Origin of the sequence: Blastococcus capsensis, from assembly GCF_030165005.1 — a bacterium.
In the GTDB taxonomy this organism is placed as follows: domain Bacteria; phylum Actinomycetota; class Actinomycetes; order Mycobacteriales; family Geodermatophilaceae; genus Blastococcus; species Blastococcus capsensis.
On sequence record NZ_JASNNW010000006.1, the window covers coordinates 170,064 to 189,977 of the forward strand.

At 73.8% G+C, this 19,914-nt stretch carries 19 protein-coding genes; 7 read left to right on the forward strand and 12 right to left on the reverse strand.

Going from position 1 to position 19,914, the window contains the following annotated elements; genetic code table 11:
• Positions 1–32: 32 nt before the first annotated feature.
• From QOZ86_RS06815 to sucC, 7 genes are all read right to left on the reverse strand, one after another.
• Entirely contained in the window at positions 33–761 is a 729-nt protein-coding gene (locus tag QOZ86_RS06815; RefSeq protein ID WP_284491215.1) for a pentapeptide repeat-containing protein, read from the reverse strand.
• On the reverse strand, positions 758–2,308 hold the full coding sequence (purH, locus tag QOZ86_RS06820; protein ID WP_284491216.1) for a bifunctional phosphoribosylaminoimidazolecarboxamide formyltransferase/IMP cyclohydrolase: 1,551 nt from the start codon (positions 2,306–2,308) through the stop codon (positions 758–760). Before purH ends, QOZ86_RS06815 begins: the two co-directional genes overlap by 4 nt.
• Positions 2,308–2,943 carry a phosphoribosylglycinamide formyltransferase gene (purN, locus tag QOZ86_RS06825; RefSeq protein WP_284491217.1) on the reverse strand — a complete coding sequence of 212 codons (636 nt, stop codon included), beginning with the start codon at positions 2,941–2,943 and terminating at the stop codon, positions 2,308–2,310. Before purN ends, purH begins: the two co-directional genes overlap by 1 nt.
• A gap of 92 nt (positions 2,944–3,035) precedes the next feature.
• Positions 3,036–4,232: a cell division protein PerM gene (locus tag QOZ86_RS06830; protein ID WP_284491218.1), complete on the reverse strand. Its 1,197-nt coding sequence runs from the start codon at positions 4,230–4,232 to the stop codon at positions 3,036–3,038.
• An 83-nt stretch (positions 4,233–4,315) separates the two neighbouring features.
• Positions 4,316–5,581, reverse strand: a complete 1,266-nt coding sequence (locus tag QOZ86_RS06835) for a hypothetical protein (protein ID WP_284491219.1) — start codon at positions 5,579–5,581, stop codon at positions 4,316–4,318.
• A 268-nt stretch (positions 5,582–5,849) separates the two neighbouring features.
• A complete protein-coding gene (gene sucD, locus QOZ86_RS06840) occupies positions 5,850–6,728 on the reverse strand; it encodes a succinate--CoA ligase subunit alpha (protein WP_284491220.1) in 879 nt (292 codons plus the stop codon).
• 92 nt (positions 6,729–6,820) lie between these two features.
• The gene (sucC, locus tag QOZ86_RS06845; protein WP_284491221.1) at positions 6,821–7,981 is read right to left on the reverse strand and encodes an ADP-forming succinate--CoA ligase subunit beta; all 1,161 of its coding nucleotides are present in this window, start codon (positions 7,979–7,981) and stop codon (positions 6,821–6,823) included.
• 148 nt (positions 7,982–8,129) lie between these two features.
• On the opposite strand from sucC, the gene QOZ86_RS06850 reads away from it, so the two are divergent.
• Positions 8,130–9,983, forward strand: a complete 1,854-nt coding sequence (locus tag QOZ86_RS06850; protein WP_284491222.1) for a CocE/NonD family hydrolase — start codon at positions 8,130–8,132, stop codon at positions 9,981–9,983.
• A gap of 73 nt (positions 9,984–10,056) precedes the next feature.
• Here the strand turns inward: QOZ86_RS06850 and icmB are convergent, their stop codons facing one another.
• Together icmB and QOZ86_RS06860 are read right to left on the reverse strand one after the other, a co-directional pair.
• Positions 10,057–10,467 carry a coenzyme B12-dependent isobutyryl CoA mutase small subunit gene (gene icmB / locus QOZ86_RS06855; RefSeq protein ID WP_284491223.1) on the reverse strand — a complete coding sequence of 137 codons (411 nt, stop codon included), beginning with the start codon at positions 10,465–10,467 and terminating at the stop codon, positions 10,057–10,059.
• Between the two features lie 10 nt (positions 10,468–10,477).
• Positions 10,478–11,536: a hypothetical protein gene (locus QOZ86_RS06860; RefSeq protein ID WP_284491224.1), complete on the reverse strand. Its 1,059-nt coding sequence runs from the start codon at positions 11,534–11,536 to the stop codon at positions 10,478–10,480.
• 186 nt (positions 11,537–11,722) lie between these two features.
• Here QOZ86_RS06860 and QOZ86_RS06865 point away from each other — a divergent pair, with 186 nt between their 5' ends.
• Positions 11,723–12,613 (forward strand): esterase/lipase family protein, encoded by an 891-nt coding sequence (locus tag QOZ86_RS06865; RefSeq protein ID WP_284491225.1) that lies wholly within the window; start codon positions 11,723–11,725, stop codon positions 12,611–12,613.
• 241 nt (positions 12,614–12,854) lie between these two features.
• The gene (locus QOZ86_RS06870; protein ID WP_284491226.1) at positions 12,855–13,655 is read left to right on the forward strand and encodes a M23 family metallopeptidase; all 801 of its coding nucleotides are present in this window, start codon (positions 12,855–12,857) and stop codon (positions 13,653–13,655) included.
• Between the two features lie 253 nt (positions 13,656–13,908).
• Here QOZ86_RS06870 and pcrA read toward each other — a convergent pair whose 3' ends face one another.
• Positions 13,909–16,206 carry a DNA helicase PcrA gene (gene pcrA / locus QOZ86_RS06875; protein WP_284491227.1) on the reverse strand — a complete coding sequence of 766 codons (2,298 nt, stop codon included), beginning with the start codon at positions 16,204–16,206 and terminating at the stop codon, positions 13,909–13,911.
• 417 nt (positions 16,207–16,623) lie between these two features.
• On the opposite strand from pcrA, the gene QOZ86_RS06880 reads away from it, so the two are divergent.
• The gene (locus QOZ86_RS06880) at positions 16,624–16,917 is read left to right on the forward strand and encodes a chorismate mutase (RefSeq protein WP_284491228.1); all 294 of its coding nucleotides are present in this window, start codon (positions 16,624–16,626) and stop codon (positions 16,915–16,917) included.
• 60 nt (positions 16,918–16,977) lie between these two features.
• Here QOZ86_RS06880 and QOZ86_RS06885 read toward each other — a convergent pair whose 3' ends face one another.
• Positions 16,978–17,271: a hypothetical protein gene (locus QOZ86_RS06885; RefSeq protein ID WP_284491229.1), complete on the reverse strand. Its 294-nt coding sequence runs from the start codon at positions 17,269–17,271 to the stop codon at positions 16,978–16,980.
• A 99-nt stretch (positions 17,272–17,370) separates the two neighbouring features.
• Between QOZ86_RS06885 and QOZ86_RS06890 the strand changes: the two genes are divergently transcribed.
• The gene (locus QOZ86_RS06890; RefSeq protein WP_284491230.1) at positions 17,371–18,111 is read left to right on the forward strand and encodes a PIG-L deacetylase family protein; all 741 of its coding nucleotides are present in this window, start codon (positions 17,371–17,373) and stop codon (positions 18,109–18,111) included.
• A gap of 85 nt (positions 18,112–18,196) precedes the next feature.
• Here the strand turns inward: QOZ86_RS06890 and QOZ86_RS06895 are convergent, their stop codons facing one another.
• A complete protein-coding gene (locus QOZ86_RS06895) occupies positions 18,197–18,610 on the reverse strand; it encodes a response regulator transcription factor (protein ID WP_284491231.1) in 414 nt (137 codons plus the stop codon).
• A gap of 33 nt (positions 18,611–18,643) precedes the next feature.
• Here QOZ86_RS06895 and QOZ86_RS06900 point away from each other — a divergent pair, with 33 nt between their 5' ends.
• Both QOZ86_RS06900 and QOZ86_RS06905 read left to right on the forward strand, forming a co-directional pair.
• Positions 18,644–19,573 (forward strand): PspC domain-containing protein, encoded by a 930-nt coding sequence (locus QOZ86_RS06900; RefSeq protein WP_284491232.1) that lies wholly within the window; start codon positions 18,644–18,646, stop codon positions 19,571–19,573.
• A complete protein-coding gene (locus QOZ86_RS06905) occupies positions 19,566–19,862 on the forward strand; it encodes a hypothetical protein (RefSeq protein ID WP_284491233.1) in 297 nt (98 codons plus the stop codon). The genes QOZ86_RS06900 and QOZ86_RS06905 overlap by 8 nt, the downstream gene beginning before the upstream one ends.
• Positions 19,863–19,914: the final 52 nt, after the last annotated feature.

Here is a 19,914-nt window from a genome sequence, read left to right on the forward strand (position 1 = left end):
GCCCACTCGGCGTGACCGTGCGATCGGTGTGATCAGTCCACGACGACGGCGCCGTGGGCGCGGGCGAACTGCACCGCCTGCACGAGGTCGAGGCGGACGCCGGTGAGCTCGAAGGCGTGCCAGTTGATCTCGTCGGTGGAGGCGCCGCGCAGGTCGGTGCCGCGGAGCTTGGCGCCCTGGAGCCTGGCGCGGCCCAGGTCAGCGCCGGTCAGATCGCACTCGCGCAGGTCGGCGTCGGTGAGGTCGGCCTCCCGGAACCGCTGGCCGGAGAGATCCAACCCGGAGAGGTCGGCGCCGCGCAGCGCCGCGTAGCTCCAGTCGCACTCGGTCGCCGTCATCGGTCGCAGGCGCGCGCCCGGGAACTGGGAGCCGGTGAGCTTGCACCCGTCCCAGGTGGCGTCGATGAGCGTCGCGCGGTCGAACCGGCAGGACAGGAACGCCGACCCCAGGTGCCGCGCGCCGGCCATGCGCACCCCGGTGAGGATGCACTGGTCGAACACGCACCGCCGGGTGACCAGCTCCTCCAGCCCGGCGTCGTCGAAACGGCAGCGGAGGAACGTGACGCCGTCCAGCTCGGCGCCCCACCAGTCGACCCGGGCGAAGTCCTCCGCCTCGACGACGGCGCCTGCCTCCGGCGGGCCGACGTGCGGTTTCGGCCCCGTGCGGGGGCCCGACGCGAGCCTGCGAGCGGTGGGGGGACGAAGGACCCCGTTCCCCTCACCCTTCGCAGGCTCAGGGTGAGCCTCTGGACGGGGCCTCAATGCGCGAAGTGACGGGTGCCGGTCAGGTACAGCGCCACGCCCGCGGCGGCCGCCGCGGCGACGACCTCGTCGTCGCGCACCGACCCGCCGGGCTGGACCACCGCGCGCACGCCCGCGTCCAGCAGCACCTGCAGGCCGTCGGCGAACGGGAAGAACGCGTCGGAGGCGGCGACCGAACCGGTGGCCCGCTCCCCCGCCCGCGCAACCGCGAGGCGCGCGGAGTCGACCCGGTTGACCTGGCCCATGCCCACGCCGACGGTCGCCCGGTCGTGCGCCAGCAGGATCGCGTTGCTCTTGACCGCGCGCACCGCCCGCCAGGCGAAGACGAGGTCATCGAGGCCGGCGGCGTCCAGCGGCTCGCCGGTGGCCAGCGTCCAGGTCGTCGGGTCGTCGCCCGCGGCGTCGATGCGGTCGCGGCCCTGCAGCAGCAGCCCGCCGCTGATCGGGCGCAGCTCGATCCCGCTCTCGGGCAGGTGCGGCAGCCGCAGCAGCCGCACGTTCTTCTTGCCGGTCAGCACCGCCACCGCGTCGTCGGTGAACGACGGGGCGACGACCACCTCGGTGAAGACCTCCGCCACCTGCTCGGCCATCGTGAGGTCTACCTCGCGGTTGGCGGCGATCACGCCGCCGAACGCCGACACCGGGTCGCAGGCGTGCGCCTTGCGGTGCGCGGCGGCGATGTCTGCGCCCACGGCGATCCCGCACGGGTTGGCGTGCTTGATGATCGCCACGCACGGCTCGTCGTGGTCGTGCGCGGCGCGCCAGGCGGCGTCGGTGTCGACGTAGTTGTTGTAGGACATCTGCTTGCCGTGCAGCTGCTCGGCGTGCGCGAGCCCGGGCCGGTCGGAGCGGTACAGCGCGGCGCGCTGGTGCGGGTTCTCCCCGTAGCGCAGCACGTCGGTGCGCGCCCAGTTCGCGCCGACCCAGCCGGGGAAGCCGCTGTCGTCGTCGGGCGCGAGCACGTTGCCCATCCAGGAGGCGACGGCGATGTCGTAGCTCGCCGTGTGCCGGAACGCGGCCGCGGCCAGCTGCTGGCGCTCGGCCAGGCTGAACCCGCCGGCGCCGACCGCGGCGAGGACGTCGCCGTAGCGCGCCGGGTCGACGACGACGGCGACCGACGGGTGGTTCTTGGCCGCGGCGCGGACCATGGCCGGGCCCCCGATGTCGATCTGCTCGACGCACTCGTCGGGGCTCGCCCCGGAGGCGACCGTCTCGGTGAACGGGTACAGGTTGACCACCACGAGGTCGAACGCCACGATCCCCAGGTCCGCGAGCTGGGTCACGTGCGCGTCCTTGCGCCGGTCGGCCAGGATGCCGGCGTGCACGGCGGGGTGCAGGGTCTTCACCCGGCCGTCCAGGCACTCGGGGAAGCCGGTGACCTGCTCGACCGGCGTCACGGGCACCCCCGCACCGGCGATCCGCCGCGCAGTGGCACCGGTGCTGACCAGTTCCACACCGGCCGCGGCCAGGCCGCGGGCGAGATCCTCGATCCCGGTTTTGTCGTAGACGCCCAGCAGGGCGCGGCGGATCGGCGTGCGGTCGCTCATCAGGGGCTCTTCCTCGTCGGGGGCGGGCTGGTCGGGGGTGGAGTGACGAACTCCGCCACCGTCTCCACCAGGAGCTCGCGCTCCACGTCCTTGATCCGCTCGTGCAGCCGCGCCTCGTCGTCGCCCGGCAGCACCAGCACCTCGCGCTGGGCCAGCACCGGCCCCGTGTCGACGCCGGCGTCCACCAGGTGCACGGTCGCGCCCGTGACCGGGACCCCCGCCGCGAGCGCGTCGCGCACGGCGGAGGCGCCGGGGAAGGCCGGCAGCAGCGCCGGGTGGGTGTTGAGGAACCGTTCCCCGAACGCGCCCAGGACCGCCGGCCCGACGATCTTCATGAAGCCGGCGGAGACGACCAGGTCGGGAGCGAAGCCGGCGATCCGGCCGGCCAGTGCCTCGTCCCAGGCAGCGCGGTCGGGATGGTCACCGACGGCGCAGACGAAGGTGGGCAGCCCGCGCCGGCGGGCGTGCTCCAGGCCGGGGGCGTCGCGGTCGGCCCCGACCGCGACGACGACGGCGGGATAGCCGGGATCGTCGGTCGCCGCCAGCAGGGCCGCGCACAGCGACCCGGTGCCCGAGAGCAGGACCACGAGCCGCGCCCGGTGCGGAGGCTCGGCCGATGCCCCTGTCTCACCCACGCCCACGGGCTCGACCCTATAAGGACACCCACGAGGACCCCGTCCCCCTCGCCACTCGCAGGCTCGCGACGAGCCTCCGGACGGGGCCACGTTCAGCCGAACGCCCGCCACCGGGTCACCGCGCCGGCCACCGCCGCCGCGATCCCGGCCTGCGCGGCGACCGCGATACCGGTGGCCACCGGCGGCGCCCCGATCACCGCCAGCGCCCCGTCCCCCAGCGAGCCGCCGGCCACCCAGGCGAGGACGCCGGCGACCACCCCGAGCAGGACGCCGGTCAGCAGCCCGGCCAGCCCGGCGACGACGGAGCCGCTCCGGGAGCCGCTGGACCATCGCGCGAGCGTCGCGCCGGCCACCAGCCCCGCCACGGCCGGGATCACCTGGGAGACGAAGGCGACCAGCGGAACCGCCTGGGTGTCCGGCAGCCCCGCCAGCAACGGCAGGGCGGGCACCGCCCCCAGCGTCACGCCGTGCACCGAGACGAGCGTGCCGCTGCCGACGTAGAACCCCGGCCCGGCGGCGAGGCCGAGGACGGCGACCCCCGCGTTGGGCAGGAGGAGGACCCCCAGCCCCAGCAGTCCGGCGGCCCCTGCGCCGGCGCCGCCGAGAGAGCCGGACACGGCCGCGTACCCCGCAGCATCGCTGCCCAGCGCCACGGCCACGACCACCAGGCCCAGCGCGAGGGCGGTGAGGGTTCCGGCCAGCACCCCCCGGAGCACGGGTCGCACCATCCCGGGCAGCCGGTCGAGCGCGGCGTCGATCGAACCGGACTCCCGGCCGGCACCCCAGCCGACGGCGCTCACCGCCAGAGCGGCCGGGGCCAGCAGGGTCCGCAGCCAGCCGATGCCCGCGGTCCCGTCGTCGACGACCAGAGCCAGCAGCCCGGTCAGCACCAGGTGGAGGGCCACCACCGAGCCGGCGGCCCGGGCGACGTCCCGCCCGCTCGAGCCGTCGTCGAGGAGCCGGACGGCCACCCGACCGGCCCAGGACAGCCCCCTGGCCACCAGGAGGGTCAGCAGCAGCGGCGCCAGGACCAGCGGCCCCGAGGGGAGCAGCAGTTCCCCGCCCTGCGCGAGCAGCCACAGTCGCGCGGCGAGGGCGGCCGACGCTCCGAGCGGCATGCCGCCGGTCGGGTCCAGCGCCTGGACGACGACCAGTGCGAGGACCAGCCCGGCGAGGCCGGCGACGGTGACGGCCACGGTCGCGGCGGCGGTGAGGACGACGGAGGCAGCCGACCGTGCGGCCGTCCCGGCGTCCCGCCGAGAGGGCCGGCGTGCGAGCAGGGTGACCACCTCTCCACTCTCGCAAGCTCCCCCGGCGGATGCGGAGCACTCGCCGGAGCCGGGTGGTGCGTGTCGGCGGCGCCGGAGCGGGATCAGGTGTCCGTGCGGGGACTCTCGCTCTCCGTGACGCCCGGGCCCTCACCGGCAGCGGTCGACCCACCCGCTCCGGCGGCGTCACCGGGCCGGTGACGTTCCTCCTCCGGGGGGCGGGGCTGGGTCTGCCACGGCGGGGGCGTCGGTGCGTACCCGTGCTGGCCGGCCGCGGGGCCGGGCTGCCCGGGGTAGGCCTGTGGTGGGAGCGGCCCGGGACCAGGCGCGTAGGACGGACCGGGCTGCTGGGCGGCGTAGGGGTAGGGCTGCCCGGGGGCGCCGGCCCCCGGCCAGTAGCCGCCGGGCTGTGGAGCGCTCGGCCGGGCCGGACGGTCACGCATCTCGCGGCGCAGTGCCAGCGCCGGGACCACCGTGATGACGACCGCCGTCAGGAAGGCGAGCAGCGCCCAGAACGAGAAGGCGTAGCGCAGTGTGTCCAGCCAGGCGAACAAGGTCAGCACCAGTCCCAGCCCGGCCAGCGCCACGGTCACCGAGGACCGCGGGAACGTCAGCGACGTCCGGACGAACCCGGGCAGCAGCGCCCACCCGGCCGCGAGCAGGAACAGCACGAACGCCGAGACCACCATGCCGTTGTCGAAGCCGCTGAAGGTGACGCCGAACGTGGCGTCACCGAAGCGCCACCACGGCAGCAGGCCGAACAGCAGGAACAGCACCGTCCCCCCGGCCACGGCGTAGTCGCCGCGCGTGAGCCGCTTGAGGTCGACGGAGAACTCGGCACCGCCACCGGATACCCGGGTACCCGGGTATCCGGGCGGACCGTAGGGGGCCTGCCCGTACGGCGGCGGCCCGTAGGGCGGCTGGCCGTACGGGGGCGGCCCGTAGGGCGGCTGGCCGTACGGGGGCGGCTGGCCGTACGGGGGCGGCTGGCCGTACGGGGGCGGCCCGTAGGGCGGCTGGCCGTACGGGGGCGGCCCGTAGGGCGGCTGGCCGTACGGGGGCGGCCCGGAGGGCGGCTGTCCGTAGCCCGGCTGGGGAGAAGGTTGCTGGCCGTAGTGCGGCTGGCCGTATGCCGGCGGCCCGTACGGCTGCTGCCCGTAGCCCGGCTGCCCGGCCGCCTGGCCGTAGCCGGGCGGCTGACCGTACGCGGGTTGCCCGTACGGGGGCCGGCCGGGCGAGGGCTCGCCGTGCTCCTGCCCCGGTGCGGGCCGGTCGCGCGCGGAAGGCTGCTGCCCCTGCCCGAGCGGCTGCTGTGCCCCGGGGTGCGGCTGCGCGTCCTCGGGCGGCTGCGGGGGCTGGCTGGCGGTCACTGGGCACTCCTCGCGGAACGGGACAGGTGCTCGTCGATCGTGGCGGTCGCGGGCACCGGGCCGCAACGGCGGGTCCCCGACCGGAGCCGCCTCCCCGAGGAGCGGCGCTGCCCGGCGACCGCGGGCAGCGGTCGCCGGGCAGCGTCGTGACGGGCTGGATCGGGCCCCCTGCAGGGTCCCGCCCTGAGCCTGGTGACGTGCTGGAACAGGCCCCCCTGCAGGGTCCCGCCCTGAGCCTGCGAAGGGCGGGGGGCAGGGGGGTCCTTTATCAGGCGCCGACGATCTCCCGCATGAGCTTCGCCGTCTCCGACGGGGTCTTGCCCACGCGCACGCCGGCGGCCTCGAGGGCCTCCTTCTTCGCCTGGGCGGTACCGGCCGAGCCGGAGACGATGGCACCGGCGTGGCCCATCGTCTTGCCCTCGGGGGCGGTGAAGCCGGCGACGTAGCCGACGACCGGCTTGGTCACGTTGGCCTTGATGAAATCCGCGGCCCGCTCCTCGGCGTCGCCACCGATCTCACCGATCATCACGATGGCCTCGGTCTCCGGGTCTTCCTGGAAGGCCTGGAGGCAGTCGATGTGGGTGGTGCCGATGACCGGGTCGCCACCGATGCCGACCGCGGTGGAGAAACCGATGTCGCGCAGCTCGTACATCATCTGGTAGGTCAGCGTGCCGGATTTGCTGACCAGGCCGATCTTCCCCTGCTTGGTGATGTTGGCCGGGATGATGCCGGCGTTGCTGCGCCCGGGGCTGATCAGGCCGGGGCAGTTCGGGCCGATGATCCGGGTGGAGCCACCCTGGGCGTGGGCCCAGACATAGGTCGAGTCGTGCACCGGGATGCCCTCGGTGATGACGACGGCGAGCCCGATCTGCGCGTCGACGGCCTCGATGACGGCCGCCTTGGCGAACGGGGGCGGCACGAAGATGACGCTGACATCGGCGCCGGTCTCCTTCATCGCATCGGCGACACTGCCGAAGACCGGGACGCTGGTGCCGTCGAAGTCGACGCTGGTGCCGGCCTTGCGCGGGTTGACGCCACCGACGATGGCGGTGCCGGAGGCGAGCATGCGCGACGTGTGCTTGCTGCCCTCGGAACCGGTCATGCCCTGGACGATGACCTTGCTGTTCTCGTTGAGGAAGATCGACATCTCTACTGAATCCTGTCTCGGAATTGGGGCCGCGGCGGCCCCGTCCAGAGGCTCGTCCCGAGCCTGCGAGGGATGAGGGGGACGGGGTCCTTCTAGGCGGCGAGCTCGGCGGCCCGGCGAGCGGCGCCGTCCATCGTGTCGACCAGGGTGACCAGCGGGTGGTTGGCCTCGGCGAGGATCCGCCGGCCCTCCTCCACGTTGTTGCCGTCGAGGCGGACCACCAGCGGCTTGGTGGCCTGGTCGCCCAGCTGCTGCAGGGCGGCGACGATGCCGTTGGCGACGGCGTCGCAGGCGGTGATCCCGCCGAAGACGTTGACGAACACGCTCTTCACGGCCGGGTCGGAGAGGATGATCCCCAGGCCGTTGGCCATCACCTCGGCCGAGGCGCCGCCACCGATGTCGAGGAAGTTGGCCGGGCGGACCCCGCCGAAGTCCTCGCCCGCGTAGGCGACGACGTCCAGCGTGCTCATGACCAGGCCGGCACCGTTGCCGATGATCCCGACCTCGCCCTCGAGCTTGACGTAGTTGAGGTCCTTCTCCTTCGCCGCGGCCTCGAGCGGATCGGCGGCGGCAGCGTCCTCGAGAGCCGCGTGCTCGGCGTGCCGGAAGCCGGCGTTCTCGTCGAGGGTGACTTTGGCGTCGAGCGCCAGCACGGTGCCGTCGGGAGCCTTGGCCAGCGGGTTGACCTCGACCAGGGTGGCGTCCTCCTTGGCGAAGACGTCCCACAGCTGGACGGCGATGGCGATGACCTGGTCGCGCACCTCGGGGGCGAACCCGGCGGCGTCCACGATCTCGGCCGCCTTGGCGGTGTCCACGCCGACGGAGGCGTCGATCGGGATGCGGGCCAGCGCCTCGGGGCGCTCGACGGCGAGCTGCTCGATCTCCATGCCGCCCTCGACGCTGGCCATGGCCAGGAAGGTGCGGTTGGAGCGGTCGAGCAGGTAGGAGAAGTAGTACTCCTCGGCGATGTCGCTGGCCTGGGCGACCATCACGCGGTGCGTGATGTGCCCCTTGATGTCGAGGCCGAGGATGTCCTGGGCGCGCGCCTTGGCGTCCTCGGGGTTGTCGGCGAGCTTCACGCCGCCGGCCTTGCCGCGGCCGCCGGTCTTCACCTGCGCCTTCACGACGACGGTCTGCCCGATCTCGCGGGCGATCGCCTCCGCCTGCTCGGGCGTCTCGGCGACGCCACCGGGGAGCACGGGGACACCGTGCGAGGCCAACAGGTCACGGGCCTGGTACTCGAAGAGATCCACGAACAGGCACCGTAGACCGCCCGTAACCACAGCGCTGCCCCGGGCGTTACCTCGGTGGGCCCGTCGTGGGGTGCATCACACGACGGCTCACTCGTTCGCAGCACCGAACCTGCTGGCCGACCGCGTGTCCCCGACCCGAGGAGCCTCCGTGCGCCGAGCCGCGACCGCCCTGCTGTCCACCGCGCTGACCGCCGGCGGGCTGACCGCCCTCGCCCCGCCGGCTGCCGCGGCGGAGATCCTTCCCCGGGACCTCACCATCACCGTCACCGGCCTGGGCCCCGAGGAGCGCACCTGCGCGATCGACGCCGACCTCTACGTGCCGGCCGGCGTCACCAGCCGGAAGCCCGCACCGGCGCTGCTGGCCACGAACGGGTTCGGGGGCACCAAGGCCGACCAGGCCGACCTCGCCCAGGGCTTCGGCGAGCACGGCTACGTGACCCTCTCGTACACCGGCCTCGGCTTCGTCGACGGCGACCGCTGCCCGATCACCCTCGACGACGTCGAGCACGACGGCGCGGCGGCCAGCCAGCTGCTGCGGTTCCTGGGCGGCGACCCGTCGATCCACGCGGTCGACGACGCGACGGGGGACCGCGTGGTGCTCGACCAGGTCGCCCGCGAGGACCGCGGCCGCACGATGACCCACGACCCGCAGGTCGGCATGCTGGGCGGCTCGTACGGTGGCCAGATCCAGTTCGCGACCGCGGCCGCGGAGCGCCGGGCCGGCACCGACCGGCTGGACGCCATCGTACCGATGATCACCTGGAACGACCTGTCCTACTCGCTGGCCCCCGACAACAGCGCCCTTCCCGGCGGCACGGCCCGCTCGGGCTCGGTGAGCTCGGCGGCGACCGGTGTCTTCAAGCACCAGTGGGCCGCGCTGTTCACCGCCCTGGGCGCGGTCAACGGCGTGCAGGACGGGCAGGCACTGGCCATCCCGGCCCCGTCCGGCGGGTTCATCCGGGAGAACTGCGTCAACTTCGAGCCCCAGGTCTGCCAGGCCCTGGCCGAGGTGGCCGCCCAAGGCCATCCCAGCCAGGCGTCGATCGACTACCTGCGCTCCAACTCCGTGGCCGGCTACACGGGCCAGGTGCGGGTGCCGACCCTGATCACCCAGGGCCAGGCCGACACGCTGTTCAACCTGCAGGAGTCGGTAGCCACCTACACCGCCTTGCGCCGGCAGGGGACGCCGGTCTCGCTGGTGTGGCAGTCGTGGGGACACAGCGCCTCGGAGCCGGCGCCCGGCGAGCTCGACCTGCGCGACCCGGAGAACAGCTACCAGGGCAGGCAGGTCCTGGCCTGGTTCGACCACTACGTCCGCGGCCAGGGGAAGGCGCCGGCTCCGTCGTTCTCCTACTACCGCGGGTGGGAGCAGGCCGCCGGCTCCTCGATCGAGCAGGCCTACGCCGTGGCACCGAGCTATCCGGTCGGTCGCGAACGCACCTTCCACCTGTCCGCCTCCGGCCCGGCCGGCGGCACGCTGGTGCCCGACCGGACGCAGGTCCGGCCCGGCGCCAGTGGCTACAGCAGCGTGGCACCGGTCGGCCCGAACTACACCGAGACGTCGTTCCTCGACCAGTCCCGTCCGGTCACCGATCCGCCGGGGACGGCGATCCGCTTCTCCACCGCCCCGCTCGCCCAGGCCATGGACGTCGTCGGCTCGCCCCGGCTGACCGTGCAGCTGAGCTCGCCGGCTGTCGCCGCCACCCAGCTCGGCGGGCCGGCGGGTCAGTTGGTCGTCTACGCGAAGCTCTACGACGTGGGGCCCGGCGGCGCGGTGGAGCTGCCGCACCGGCTGATCTCCCCGGTGCGGATACCCGACGTGACCAGGCCGGTCACCATCGAGCTGCCGGGGATCGTGCACCGCTTCGAGAAGGGGCACCAGCTGGCGATCGTGCTGGCCGGCGGCGACTTCGCCTACCGCGGCGCCACGCTCCCCCAGCCGGTCACCCTCACCACCGGCACGGGCGTGCAGCACACGCTGACGCTGCCCGTCGTCGGCTGATGCAGGCATAGGAGGCTATGCCTATGTCTGCGGCGCTCGAGACGTATGCATAGCCTCCTATGCCCGGGGACGGTCAGGCGCCGGCCGGCTCCCCCACGTGGGTGCGCACCCACTCGACGATGTCGGTCGTCGTGGCACCCGGCGTGAAGATCCCGGTGACGCCGATCCGCTCCAGCTCCGGCACGTCCTCCTCGGGGATGATCCCGCCGCCGAACACGACGACGTCGTCGACCCCCCGCTCGCGCAGCAGCTCCGTGAGCCGGGCGAACAGCGTCATGTGGGCGCCGGAGAGCACGGAGAGCCCCACGGCGTCCGCGTCCTCCTGCACCACCGTCTCCACGATCTGCTCGGGCGTCTGGTGCAGGCCGGTGTAGACGACCTCCATGCCGGCGTCGCGCAGTGCCCGCGCCACCACCTTGGCGCCACGGTCGTGCCCGTCGAGTCCCGGCTTGGCGATGACCACCCGGATGCGTTCGTCCACCACGGCAGGCAGCTTAGGAGCTTGCCGCCCGCGGAGTGGCACCGGTCACGTCCGGCGACCGGCGGGTGCGCCAGGCGAACAGGGTGAGACCGAGCATCGCCAGCCCGGTGACGATCAGCCCGGCGCCGGGGACCGTCCAGACCAGCTCGTCCGACGCCACCGCGTCCCGCAGCCCCACGAGCCCGGCGGAGAGCACCGCGACGGCCACTGCCAGCAGACCGCCCACGGCGCCGAGACGGGGCCGCAGCGACGGCGCGACGACCGAGCAGAGCAACAGCGCACCGGCCAGCAGCAGCCCGCCGAGCAGCGCCAGGCCCGGCCGCTCGAGCAGAGCCTGCGGTCCCTCCCGGCTGACGACGGTCTCCAGGCCCGTCGCCGGATCGGTCTGCAGCTCGTCCGGGACGTCGGCAGCGGGGAGCGCGAGGCACAGGACGGCGGTCACGCCGAGCAGCAGGGCGGTACCGGCCAGGAGCGAGCGGACCGGATCGAGCGCACCGCCGTCGTCCATGACCGTGCGACCCCAGGCGGCCATGGCCACGACGCCGGCAGCCACGGTGAGCGCGAGCGCGGCGACACCCAGCACCCAGCCGGCGCCCCGCTGGACGCCGCTGGTGAGCACCAGCTCCCCGGCCACCACCTCCACCCCCGGGCGCGTCGTGGAACTGCTGCCCCGGTAGATCTCGATGAGCAGCTGCCCGACCGCGAGGGCGCCGGCCACGGCGGCGTAGGCCAGCCCCAGCTTGGGGACGGCGCGGCGGGCCAGGCTCGCGCCCATCGCCACGTGGACGGCCGGGACCAGGAGGGCCACCAGCGCGCCGCCGACACCGCGCACCTCGCGCAGCTCCTCACCGCCGACGACGAGATACGTCGGGAAGGCGGCCGCGACACCGGCGAGACCGGCCAGGACGAGGAGCACACCACAGAGGACGACCGTCGGTGGCACGGCGCCCATGACGACCCTGTCCCCCGTCGCCGTCGACGGCGCGAGGGTCACCCGTCCCGCTCCCCGGCGGGCGGTGGGTCGGGCACGGACGGTCCCGGTGCGGGCGTCGCGGGCGTCGCGGGCGGGCACGGTTCCCCCTTCGGCGGCAGGTGACGAACAGGACTCGATCGACGGCGCGACGGTGACGATCATGTGACGTGCGGCACATGTCGGCTTTACCGTCAGGTGAACGGAGCACACACCGGAGCACGCACCGCCGGCGCCACGACCCGAACCCGAGGTCCCGCCGGCCGGCGCCAGACGGGGAGAACGGCCATGCGCCCATCGAGCGACCTGGACTCGCGTCCAGGGTGGCACACCGAGGCGGACGCCGAGGTGACGCCACGAGGCCTGCGCGCGCTCTGCTCCCCCACCACCCTGACCGGCGGACTGACCGAGCTGGCTTGGGTGGGCGCGCACGTCCTCATGTACCCGCTGGGTACGCGCATGGAGGCCCTGCGCGCCGACCCGCACAAGCGGGCCGGCGCGCAGCCCGCCGCCGTCCGGGCCCTCTTCGCCGCCGACCCGCTCGCCGCCCGCGTCCCCGTCCTCCTCGTGCACGGGCTGGTCGACAACCGATCGGTCTTCGCCGTCATGCGCCGCAGCCTGCGCAAGCGGGGCTTCACCTCGGTCTGCTCGTGGAACTACAGCCCGTTCCTCACCGATATCGACCAGGGCGCCACCGACCTCGGCCGGCACATCGAGCGGCTCTGCCGGCAGACCGGGCACGACCGCGTGCACGTCGTCGGCCACAGCCTGGGTGGGCTGATCGCCCGTCACCACGTGCAGCGGCAGGGCGGCGACCGACGGATCGACTGCCTGGTGACCCTGGGCACGCCGCACCGGGGCTCCGTCCTGGCCCACCTGCTGCCCACGCCGCTGATCCGCCAGCTCCGCCCGGGGTCGCCACTGCTGCGTGAGCTCGACGAGCCGGCCCCGGAGTGCCGGACCCGGATCACCGCCGTGTACAGCGACCTCGACCAGATGGTCCTGCCCACGCAATCGGGGCGCTGCGACCATCCCGACCTCGCTGCCCGCAACGTCCTCGTCCGGGGCGTCGGGCACATGTCCCTCCCCATCCACCGGGGAGTTCTCGACGAGGTCGCCTCGACCCTGGCCGGCGTCCGGCAGGACTCCGACACCCGGCCACTGGCCGCCGTCGCCTGACCCGTTCCGCGCGTCGGCGTCCACGCCGGCGGCCGGCCGAGTCGACTCGGCCACCAGTCGATGTGCCTCCATCGCGACACGCAGCGCACGGTGCTTGGTCGCGTCCTGACGCATCGTTACGGTTCGATCACGGCGCCGGTATCCACCGGCGGACGCCGACGAACCGGCGCCCACGCCGTCGCCGCTCCCCCGGCGAACGCCTTCCGGCGCTCGCCGGCCAGGTCGTCCGGGAAGGTTCGCCGTGTCTCTCAGCAGTGCACAGGTGCTGGAGAAGCAGGCTCCCCAGGTACTGCGCCTACCGAGGCCCCGGACCCCGTTGGAGACCATCGCGCCGGCGCCGGCGAACGAGCCTGCGACCGCCCCCGCACCCGTTCCCCGCGCGTCCCGCCGCCGCCTGCCACACCCGCCTGGCCGACGGGCGCCCCTGTGGTTCGCCGCCCTCGTGGCCGGCGCCGTCGTCGCCGGGGTGCCCGCCATCGGCGGCGAGCAGCGGGAGGTCTCGGCCAGCGCGTCCGACTACGGGCTGGGCGTCAGCACCGAGGTGAGCTTCGCCGGCGGCCTGGAGGACGCGGGCGCGCGACGGGGCATCACCGAGGCCGAGGCCCAGGCCCGGCTGAGTGAACTCGCCGCCTCGCGCGCCGCCCGTCAGCCCGAGACGGTGCTCCCCACCGAGGGCACGCTCACCACCTGCTTCTGCCGGCGCTGGGGCACGATGCACTACGGCCTCGACATCGCCGCACCGCTGGGCACGCCCATCCGCGCGGCCACCGACGGCGTCGTCGTGCGGGCCGGCCGGGCCTCGGGCTACGGCAACGCGGTCTACGTCCAGGACCCCGACGGGAACGTGCACATCTACGGGCACATGCGCTACTACACCGTCTCCGAGGGCGATCTCGTCACCGCCGGCGACCAGATCGCCAAGGTCGGCAACGAGGGTCAGTCCACCGGTCCGCACCTGCACTACGAGATCCACCGCGGCGGCATGGACGGGCGCCCGATCGATCCGCGGGCCTGGCTGGCCGAGCGCGGGGTGGGTGTTTGATCGTGCTGCCTGTCGGCCTCCGGCCGACACCGCGACCATACCTTTGGTCGGCCTCCGGCCGACACCGCTTCCAGGTGCCGTCCCCCTGCTGCGTCGAGCGCAGCCCTGACCTTCGTCGGGGACCCTCCGGGCCCCGCTCCTCAGGTCGCCTCGCGGGGCGGCTCGCCTTCCGTACCGCCACTCGCTGGCCACCCACCTGATTGCCGCGGCTCCGTGACCTCGGATCAGGGACCCTCCGGGCCCCTTCCCGAGGTCACAGCTTGACGAGCGGGGCGTAGCGGAGGACGAGGCGCTTGGCGCCACCGGAGCCGAAGTCGACCGTGGCTTGGGCCTTGTCGCCCACGCCGGTCACCTCCACGACCGTGCCCAGCCCGAAGGCGTCGTGGCTGACCCGGTCGCCGACCTCCACCGAGATCACCTGGCGGTTGCCGGCTCCTCCCCGCAGACCGCCCGTCGCCAGCCCGGTCGCCGCCACCCGCGTCTGCGCCGAGCGGTAACCGGTCGACGGCGCCGGGGCCGGGTCGGTGCGGGCCCAGTGCACGGTCTCGCCCGGGAGCTCGTCGAGGAACCGCGACGGCGGGTTGTAGGCCGGCTGCCCCCAGCTGGTGCGCACCGTCGCCCGCGAGATGAGCAGCCGCTGCCGCGCCCGGGTGATCCCCACGTAGGCCAGCCGGCGCTCCTCCTCCAGCTCCCGCGGGTCGCCGAGTGCCCGCAGGTGCGGGAACACGCCGTCCTCCATCCCGGTCAGGAACACGACCGGGAACTCCAGCCCCTTCGCGGTGTGCAGGGTCATGAGCGTGACCACCCCCGCGTCGTCGCCGGAGACGGGGATCTGGTCGGCGTCGGCCACCAGCGAGACCTGCTCGAGGAAGTCGGTGACCGACCCGCCCGGGTTGGCCGCCTCGAACTCCGCGGCCACCGAGATCAGCTCGTTGAGGTTGTCTACCCGCCCCTCGTCCTGCGGATCGGAACTGGCCTGCAGCTCGGCCAGGTAACCGGTGCGGTCGAGGATGCTCTCCAGGAGCGCGGCCGGGCCCGAGCCGGTCTCCACCAGCTGCTCGAACTCCTCGAGCATCGCGACGAACTCCTGCAGCGCCTTCAGCGAGCGGGTCGCGAGCTCACCGATCTCGGTGCACCGCCGCAGCGCGGTCCCGAACGCGATCCGCTCGCGGTCGGCGAACCTCTCGATGCAGGACTCGGCCTTGTCACCGATGCCGCGCTTGGGCACGTTGATGATGCGGCGCAGGCTGACCACGTCGGCCGGGTTGGCCACCAGCTTCAGGTAGGCCAGCGCGTCGCGGACCTCCTTGCGCTCGTAGAAACGGACACCGCCGACGACCTTGTACGGCATGCCGACGCGGATGAAGACCTCTTCGAACACGCGGGAGGCATTGTTCGTGCGGTAGAAGACCGCGATGTCGGCAGGCCTGGCCGTGCCCTCGTCGACCAGGGCGTCGATCTGCTCGGCGACCCAGGCGGCCTCGTCGTGCTCGTTGTCGGCGACGTAGCCCTCGATCAGCTCGCCGTCGCCCGAGTCGGTCCACAGGCTCTTCGGGCGGCGGCCGGTGTTCTTCGAGATGACCTGGTTCGCGGCCTTGAGGATCCGCTGGGTGGAGCGGTAGTTCTGCTCCAGCAGGATCGTGGTGGCCTGCGGGTAGTCGCGCTCGAACTCGTCGATGTTGCGGATCGTCGCGCCGCGGAAGGCGTAGATCGACTGGTCGGCGTCACCGACGACGCACAGCTCGGCCTGCGGCACCGGGTCCCCGCCGGTGCCCGTGAGTTCCCGCACCAGCATGTACTGGGCGTGGTTGGTGTCCTGGTACTCGTCGACGAGGACGTGGCGGAACCGGCGCCGGTAGTGCTCCGCGACGTCGGGGAACGCCTGCAGCAGGTGGACCGTCGTCATGATCAGGTCGTCGAAGTCCATGGCGTGCGCCTCGCGCAGCCGCCGCTGGTAGAGCGTGTACGCGTCCTTGAGCACCCGCTCCGGCGGGGTCTGCGGGGTGAACGCGTCCTCGTCGACCAGCTCGTTCTTCAGGTTCGACACCTGGTTGGCGAGGCTGCGCCCCGGGAAGCGCTTGGCGTCCAGGTCGAGGTCGCGGGCGACCATCGTCATCAGCCGGATCGAGTCGCCCTGGTCGTAGATGGTGAACAACGACTTCATACCCAGCTTGGCGGCCTCGGCCCGCAGGATGCGCACGCACATCGAGTGGAACGTCGACACCCACATCGACCGCGCACGCGGCCCGACGAGAGCCGCCACCCGCTCCTTCATCTCACCGGCGGCCTTGTTGGTGAAGGTGATCGCCAGGATCTCGCCCGGTTGCACGCCGCGGGCACCCAGCAGGTAGGCGATCCGGTGCGTCAGCACCCGGGTCTTGCCCGACCCGGCACCCGCGACGATGAGCAGCGGGCTGCCCTCGTGGACGACGGCGTCCCGCTGGGGGCCGTTGAGGCCGGCGAGCATCCGGTCCAGCTCCCGCCCCAGCGAGCCCGGTGCGGAGCGCTGCAGGGCGGCGGTGCCGGGGAGGGACTGCTGGAGGCTGCTCATGCCGCGGCCCCCCGCGGAAACGTGGAGCGCCAGCGGAGCGTTCTCGTGGGGTCGGTTCATGGACGCAGCTCCGCGACGCAGCTCCGCTGGGGATCAGGACACCTACGGCGCACTCCCGCTGGGGAACCGGAAGTCTGCGACGCCTTCACCCCGCCACTGTAAGCCGGGCGGGTGACGGTCCCGGCGGCCGCTGGACCGCTCGCACCACCTGCCTCACCGGTGCGGCCGTGGCGTCGGCGTCCGGCCGTGTGCCACACTCGTCCCGTGCTCGCCACGGTCAGCTTTTTCTACGGTCACCGGGATCCGGTGTCCGTCACCGCTGGCTGAGCACACGCCGCAACAGACGCCCCGGGCCCGAGGAGCCCGGGGCGTTTCTCGTTCTCGGGGCCCGGGTCCACGACCTCCCGAGGACCACCGATGAGCACCCTCACCACCTCCCCCGCCGCCGGCCCCACCGCCCCCGAGGACCCGGTCGAGCGGATCGGCGAGCTGCGCGGCGCGATCGACGCCTGCGACGCCGAGATCATCGAGCTGGTGCGCCGCCGCCTGGAGATCTCCCAGGAGATCGGCGCGCTGCGCTCGGCCTCCGGCGGCACCCGCCTCTCCCTCGCCCGCGAGCAGCAGGTGCTGTCCCGCTTCCGGGCCGAGCTGGGACCGGACGGCGCGGCACTGGGGATGATGCTGCTCCGACAGGGCCGCGGCCGGCTCTGAGAGAGGACCTCGCTGCCCCCCACCGCTCGCGAGCTCGCGGCGGGACCCTGCAGCGAGGCCTTACGGGCCGCTGCGCCAGACCTGGGAGTCGTCGTCGCCCATCGCGGCCACCTCGAACACCCGGCCCGGGCAGGCCTCGTCGGCCTCGTCCGCCAGGTCCTTGCCGAGATCCAGCGCCGCATCGAGGTCGGCCGCCTCGCACTCGGTCACCACGCGCAGCACCGCCCGGTCCGGCTCGCGCCAGAGCCGCAGCTCCGGGTCGTCGGGCCGGAGCACGGTGCGGAGGGCGTCGATCGCGGCGTCGTCCAGCGGCGCGGAGGAGCGCAACGCGACGGACAGGGTGAACGCAGGCACGTCCCGAGTCTGCGCGATCACCGTCGTGCCGCCGCTCCCGCCCCCGGTGTTCCCTCACGACCCCGACGGGTTCGCCGGGCCCTCCGTAGGCTCCGCCGGGTGAGTTCCCCGTTCCAGCCCCCGTCCGGTCCCGCCGCGCACGTCGAGCGCGTGCTGTGCGTCCTGGCCCACCCCGACGACGTCGACTTCGGCAGCGCGGGGACCGTCGCCACGTGGACCGCGGCGGGCACCGAGGTCACCTACCTGATCGTCACCGACGGCGACGCCGGCGGATTCGACGACACCCCCCGCGAGCAGATGGGGCCGCTGCGGCAGGCCGAGCAACGGGCGGCCGCCGCCGCGGTCGGGGTGACCGACGTGCGGTTCCTCGGCTACCCCGACGGCCGGCTCGAGCTCACCCTGGACCTGCGCCGCGACATCAGCCGGGTGATCCGGCAGGTGCGCCCGCAGCGGGTGCTCACCAGCTCGCCCGAGCGGTTCTGGGACCGGATCGGCGCCAGCCATCCCGACCACATGACCGTCGGCGAGTCGACCCTGCGGGCGGTCTACCCCGACGCCCGCAACCCGTTCGCCTTCCCCGAGCTGCTGGCCGACGAGGGGCTGGAGGCCTGGACCGTCGCGGAGGTGTGGCTGGGCGCCAGCCCGCGCCCCGACCACGCCGTCGACGTCACCGACGTGGTCGACCGCAAGCTCGCGGCGCTGCGCTGCCACGTCACCCAGGTGAGCCACATGGAGAACCTGGACGAGTTCCTCACCGCCTGGATGCGGCAGACCGCCGAGCGGCTGGGGCTCCCCGCCGGCCGGCTGGCCGAGGCGTTCCACGTCGTCCACACGGCATGATCCGTCGTCCTCCGGACGACCCCGCGGCCACGCGCCGGCCCGACCGACGTCGAGCCGCGGAGCCACCCCTGCGCGACAGGGCGTTCTACAACAGCCTGTTCGTCGCCGCCCAGCGGGTGAGCTCGTTGCGGTTGGACAGCTGCAGCTTCCGCAGCACGTTCGAGGCGTGGGACTCCACCGTCTTCACCGAGATGAACAGCCGGGAGCCGATCTCGCGGTAGGTGTAGCCGCGGGCCATCAGCTGCATCACCTCGCGCTCGCGGGCGCTGAGCAGGTCGAGCCCCGGGTCGGTGGCCTCCTCGGCCGGTGCGGGCGCGGCGCCCGGACCGGCGGAGAACGCGTCGAGGACGAAGCCGGCCAACCGCGGGCTGAACACGACGTCGCCGTCGGCCACCCGGCGGACGGCGTCGAGCAGGTCCGGGCCCGAGATCGTCTTGGTCACGTAACCACGCGCGCCGGCCCGGATGACGGCGATGACGTCCTCGGCGGCGTCGGACACCGACAGGCCCCGGCGGTCGGCAGGCTCCCTGGCATGACATCCGCTCCTCCTCCTGCGCCACCCACGCTGGAACCGCCCGGCTGGCAGCCGCCGCCGGTCCGTCCGCAGCTGCGCCGCAGCCGCACCGACAAGGTCATCGGCGGGGTGAACGGCGGCCTGGCCGACTACACCGGCATCGATGCACTGCTGTGGCGGGTGGGCTTCGTCGCCCTCGCGGTCGCCGGCGGCACCGGCGTCCTGGTCTACCTCCTGCTGTGGCTGCTGGTGCCGGCGGGCGCGGGCGGCCCCGCGCCGGGGCAAGCCCCATGGCAGCCGGCCGGCGCTGTGCGCCGGCGCGACCCCGCCGGTCCCCGGTCACCCGTTCCCGGACTCACGGTCGCCGGCCTGCTGATCGTCGTGGGCGTCCTCGTGCTGATCAGCCGGCTGACCGGCTGGGAGATCGACGCGGTCGGTTGTCTCGGGAGCGCCCCGGTCGTGGTCGGCGCCGGACTCGTCGCGGCCGCGTTCAGCGGGGGCCGCACCGCCCGCGGCGGTCTGATCGCCCTGGGCGTGGTGCTGGCCCTGGCCCTGGCCATCGCCGCCGCGGCGCCGTCGATCGACGGCGGGGTGGGCGATCGCACGTTCCGGCCGCAGACCGTCAGCGACGTGCGCGAGGTCTACGCCGGCGGCGTCGGCGACCTCACCGTCGACCTCTCCGACGTCCCGATGGCCGATCTCGCCGACGCCCTCGACATCGAGGTGCAGCACGGCCTCGGGGACGTCGAGGTGGTCCTGCCGCGCTCCGCCGATGCCCGCATCCGGGTCCACCAGGGGCTCGGCGAGGCGGATGTCCTCGACTCCGACGAGGTCGGCGGCGACTTCTTCCCCGGCAGCGGAACGGCGGACTGGACCGACGACGGCGAGGCGGAGATCGTGCTCGAGATCGACACCGGTATCGGACAGGTGGAGGTGTCCCGTGGCTGACTACAGCGAGTTCCCGACCACCCCGACCGCGTGGCAGGAACAGCAGTGGCAGATGGTCGCCCCCCTGGAGACCGAGGACCGGCCGCAGCCGCAGCAGCGGCGGCGGAAACTCGACCTGCTGGCGCTCGTGGCGGGCCTGTTCTTCATCGTCCTGGCGGTCTCGACGATGACCGGTCTGGACTTCCCGCTGGGCCTGCTCGACGACGGCGGCCTGCTGTGGGTGCTCCTCATCGGCGCGGGGATCGCGCTGCTGGTGAAGGAGCTGCGCGAGGCACGCACCCGCGGCTGACCGGCCAGGAGGCTTGGCGGGCGGGGCCCGGGAGCGGTTCGCTCCCGGGCGT